3 protein-coding genes are annotated in these 4453 nt (G+C 37.2%); all 3 read right to left on the bottom strand.

Annotation, left to right across the window (positions count from 1 at the left end):
• The coding region (locus tag G1O98_RS37090; protein WP_163939305.1) for an AAA-like domain-containing protein at positions 1–2030 on the bottom strand (2030 nt) is incomplete at its 3' end.
• A 3-nt stretch (positions 2031–2033) separates the two neighbouring features.
• A complete protein-coding gene (locus G1O98_RS37085; protein WP_163939303.1) occupies positions 2034–3437 on the bottom strand; it encodes an AAA-like domain-containing protein in 1404 nt (467 codons plus the stop codon).
• 247 nt (positions 3438–3684) lie between these two features.
• Positions 3685–4453: hypothetical protein (locus G1O98_RS37080; RefSeq protein ID WP_202985853.1), on the bottom strand; the 769-nt coding region annotated here is incomplete at its 5' end.

Here is a 4453-nt window from a genome sequence, read left to right as displayed (position 1 = left end):
TTTGTTACTTGATTTTCTAGTTCAGCGTAATAATATTCTTTTAAAGAAGTTTCTACTTTCCTTTTAGAATCTAAATCATTAATTTGGTTTGCTAACAATATAATTTCTTTATAGAGTGACTCTACAGTTTCTTTAAAAAGAATGTTTATATTTCCATTTTCGCTGAATATTCTATTTTTCTGCTGTTGAATAATATCATAGGCTTTTTGATAAAAATTTATTTGATTACCCTTGTATTGCCTTTCGTTAGACAATTTTACCTCGGCTATTAAATACAAAATATAAATTTGAATCTTCTCTATAGAATTAGATTTTGTTTTACTTTTATTAAGATATTCATTTGCTTTCTGAAGGTGAGCTTTTGCCTTTCCTAAATCTTTTGTTTTTAGTCTATAACTACTAGCTAATGCTAAATTAAGTAATGCTATTTTTAAATGATAGTCAGAGATTTTTATAGTAATTTTTTCTTTTGGAGGAGATTCATTACTGTTATTATTTTGATTGAATTCATTCTTTTTTAGTAAATTAGATAATTCTCCGGCAGGTTGTAATAATTCTTGGCTTGTGTCAATTTGCTTTTTAAAATCAACAGCGAGTATTCCTAAAAATAATGTCATAAAAGAAGTAATGATTAAAAATATACTACCATTACGAATCCGTTGTTGAGCCTTCTTATTAGCTTGAGCTAGTAAAAAATTTCTAGCCTCTGCTGATTCCCTATCTTTCGTCTCACGCTCCAACGCAGCTTCTTTTTCTTGGGCAGTAATTTTTTCCTGAATTTCTTTCTCTTTACTAGCTGCTAAATACTGTTTATCCTGGTAACTTAAATTCTTATCCCTTGCCCATTCTTCTGCTTCTTGCAAAGCCTTGCCCCGCAACAGCCGTGATTCATCAGCACCTCCAGAAGCCACCCAAAAACGAAAATTTTCAGAATATGGGCGGAGGTTGTTTAATTGGTTTTCTATCCAATTGAAGTCAAAGATTTCACGATAAATCTGATTATAAATTCTCAGCTTACCTTGCTGCCTAACCACTAATCCCGAAAGTTGCAACTCGCTTTGCTCTAATGTTTCATCTGCTATTACCTCGGATTGCTCCTCAATTAGTCGGACTTGTTGATACAGTTCTAGTAAGTACCCTGTCCGTTGTTCATCTCGCAAAATCCTGGCTTGAATAGTTCGTAGATGCTCAGGCTCATCCTGTGATTCCCAACTTTCGATAATCCGTGAACTGACAACTTGCTCTACTGAACGAGGGTTATCTTGCTCAGATTCTTCAACCATGAACTGACAGAGCTTTTGAGTTAGAAATGGTTGTCCCCCCGTCCACTGCAATATTTCTTGTATTACTGCTTGAGGGTTATTAAACTTTCCCTGCAAACCCTTCTCTAATGGTTCAGCCTCATGTAGTTGAAAGCCTTTGAGGGAGATAGCCTTACCAATGTTAAACGGGGTACGGTTCTTATCTTGTATTAAACTGGTCGGTGATGCGACCCCTAGTAAACAAAAAGTGAGGCGATTGTATTGGGGGTTATCGACTCGCTCATTATAACAAGACCTAATAAAAGCAAAAAAGTCATCTGTAGGGAAATTTAGACTCAGAACACTATCAATCTCATCAATAAAAATTACTATATTTTCTGAAATTTCTGCAAGAAGTATTTTTGTCAGAAAGTTACTAAATCTTAATAATGGTGAATTTAATTGATTCTGCTCCCACCAACCTTTAAAATCCACATCCAAAGCAAAACTATCGATGAGCTTAACAATCAAGTCTGCATACCAGTTTTCTTGAGTTGCTGTCTGAATATTAATGGAGGATAAATCAATAGACGCACACTCTACACCAGCTTCACCTAAGCGGCTCATTGTTCTTACACGCAAGCTGGACTTTCCACTCTGTCTAGAATTTAGTACATAACAAAACTTACCAAGTAATAGGGCTTCATTTAATTCATCATCAGCTTCTCGTTTAACATAAGTACTGGCATTTTCAGGTAGACTTCCAGAGAAAATGTACTGGTCAACCATAAACTACTCCAAACGTGCCAAAAAATACCGACGGTACAAATCGCAACTAGCAATACAGTCATTACGCACTATTTTAACTAGACCCAGACTGTGCAATTTAAAAGTGATTTCAGGATTAAGCTGCACTGATTTATCTACTGCTATCACTTTTGCGTAACTCTCTTTTAACTGAGAATCACTTTGCAAAGATTCTAGTTGCTGCCGTAAATGATAGCTGAAAATTCCTTGTTCTGTTGGAGCTAGGCTAATTAATTCTTCTAAAGAAGTTTCCTGGCTTTTGAGGTTAGCTATTGCCTCGTTTAGCAGATAAGGATGTCCACCTACTAATTTGATTAACTGACTTAATCCCTCTTCCCCAAAATACCTCCCTAGTTCATACAATTTCGCCATTTCTTGCACCTGTTGTTGATTAAACTCAGGTAACTCAATAGCTAGTCCAACGTTAAACGGCGAACGATTGATATCTAGAGTGGGGTAAGCTTCTGTGGAATTAACTACTACCAGTCGTAGTTTCTTCCAAATTTTTCCCATCCTGTCTCCTTGTTTGGCTGTTTCATACCAACTCCGCAACAGGAGGCAGAATTCTGAGAAAATATTCGCATATTCAAATAGACGTTCAAAATTATCTATCGCAAAAACAAGAGAGCTATCTATATTCGATAATAAATATCTTTGAAAATAACGAGTGCAACTTGTATTTAAACCCAAACTATCTTGCCAATATTCATCTACCAAGTCGTTCATATCTAGGCTATCAGAAACATTGACACATAACCAATGCAAGAAAGTTTTTAGGTCAGTTAGAGTAGAATTATCAGCAAGTTTTAAATCTAGTTTTACTGTCTCATATCCCTGGTGTCTTGCATGGTCTAGGATTTTCTCTAGTAGCAGAGTTTTACCCATTCTCTGCGGAGCTTTGATGCGAATTAAGGCTCCGGGCTGCACGATTGCTTTATAACATTTCTGTTCAATAGGTGGTCGTTCAATATATATTGTTGTGTCTGCCCCTAGTCCAGAGTTCTCAGCCGCTTGCAATTGTTGTTCAATTGCATCCAACTTATCACCAAGCTCTTTCAGGGTGCGTTCCTCTGACTGAAGCTGTTGTTCGTATTGAAACTTGCGCGATACATCGGTTTCAATAACCAATGCTGTTCGTAGATTTGCAACTTTCTGGCTTTGAAGAGTGTAAGCTTTTTCGAGTGAGTCTCTTTCTTGTTGCGATCGCTGGCGTTGATTCTGTGATTGGACTGAATTACCTGATGCCACCGTCTGCTGCCCAAGGTGAATATTGTAGATATCGCCGCCAATTTGCCCAGCATTCACTGTGCCAGCGTTAATCAACCCGCCGCCAAACTGGGCATTGCGTAAGTCGTTGCTGACTTGCTTTGGATCTTCTGAATCGGGCATGAGTCGGCTTGAGCAGGTTTAAGCGTTGTTGTTGTGAATATTACCACCTATTCGTTCTGGTTAATAGTGTTGACGTTGACCGTGCTACCTGTTTATGACTTGCGATCGCTTGCTTTGCTTCTATCTGAGACTCAATTTACAGGCTAACAATTACCTTGAATCGCGCCTAAACTCCATTTGGGCAAAGTGGTCTTGCAGCAGTTTGTGGATGAAGCGATAGCGACCGCCGACACGCTGAGAGATACAATCAACTACACCGCAACCATTCTAGAATTTCATCAACTGACTGGTTAGGTGTAAAGACTTGAAGGGTGTTGCAGTTTAGTATGAGGTCGCTAATAAAACAAATTTTTCCTTCAAATCTGCTGATGCTGTTGAGAAATGTATTGCTATATGTCACTCCACCTGTAATATTGGTTGTGCCTGAGTAAAATAATAAAACCACCTGCTTGTCAGTTTCTAGCAAATCCCAATAAGTTTGCAGTTCTACCATTGTTTTCGGTATACCTTCCTGATATTTAGGGCAGCCAGCTTTGACAATTGCAGCGTAAATTCTGCTGGCAGGATTGTCTGGATCTATGAACTTGCTGGTGTCGATACAGATTAAGTGAATATTTTGGTTGAGTTGAGAGTCATTATTGAGCGCAACTTGCAGAGCATGAGGTAAAGCAAAATACTTGAGGCTAACTTGTTCACTTTTAATTCTTTCAGGTTCACTTTTTTCTTGATGCCATATGTTATGGAAATCTACGTATGCTATATTTTGAGCGCAGTACCAAAGAATAGATGAAAAGCTAGTATTTTCTAAATTAACTAACTTTTGAGATGATAAAAAATCTAACCGCTTTTTCAAAGTTTGGAGAAGTTTAATAAAGTCTATTTTACTTAATCTATTAATTATATTAATCAGTTTAATAAAGGCTTCATCAAGCTCATGTTCATTTTGAGAATTACTAATCTGCTCTATTAATGATTCTAGTGTAATCTCTAAATTGACGGATGTAGTAAGCTTATCC

The sequence above is a fragment of the Nostoc sp. UIC 10630 genome (genome assembly GCF_010747425.1).
Lineage (GTDB): Bacteria > Cyanobacteriota > Cyanobacteriia > Cyanobacteriales > Nostocaceae > Nostoc.
This window is presented reverse-complemented; position numbering and strand designations above follow the sequence as displayed.

Excerpts from the sequence above, each read along its gene's own strand:
- G1O98_RS37085 (WP_163939303.1), bottom strand. The coding sequence starts at position 3,437 with ATGCCCGATTCAGAAGATCCAAAGCAAGTCAGCAACGACTTACGCAAT.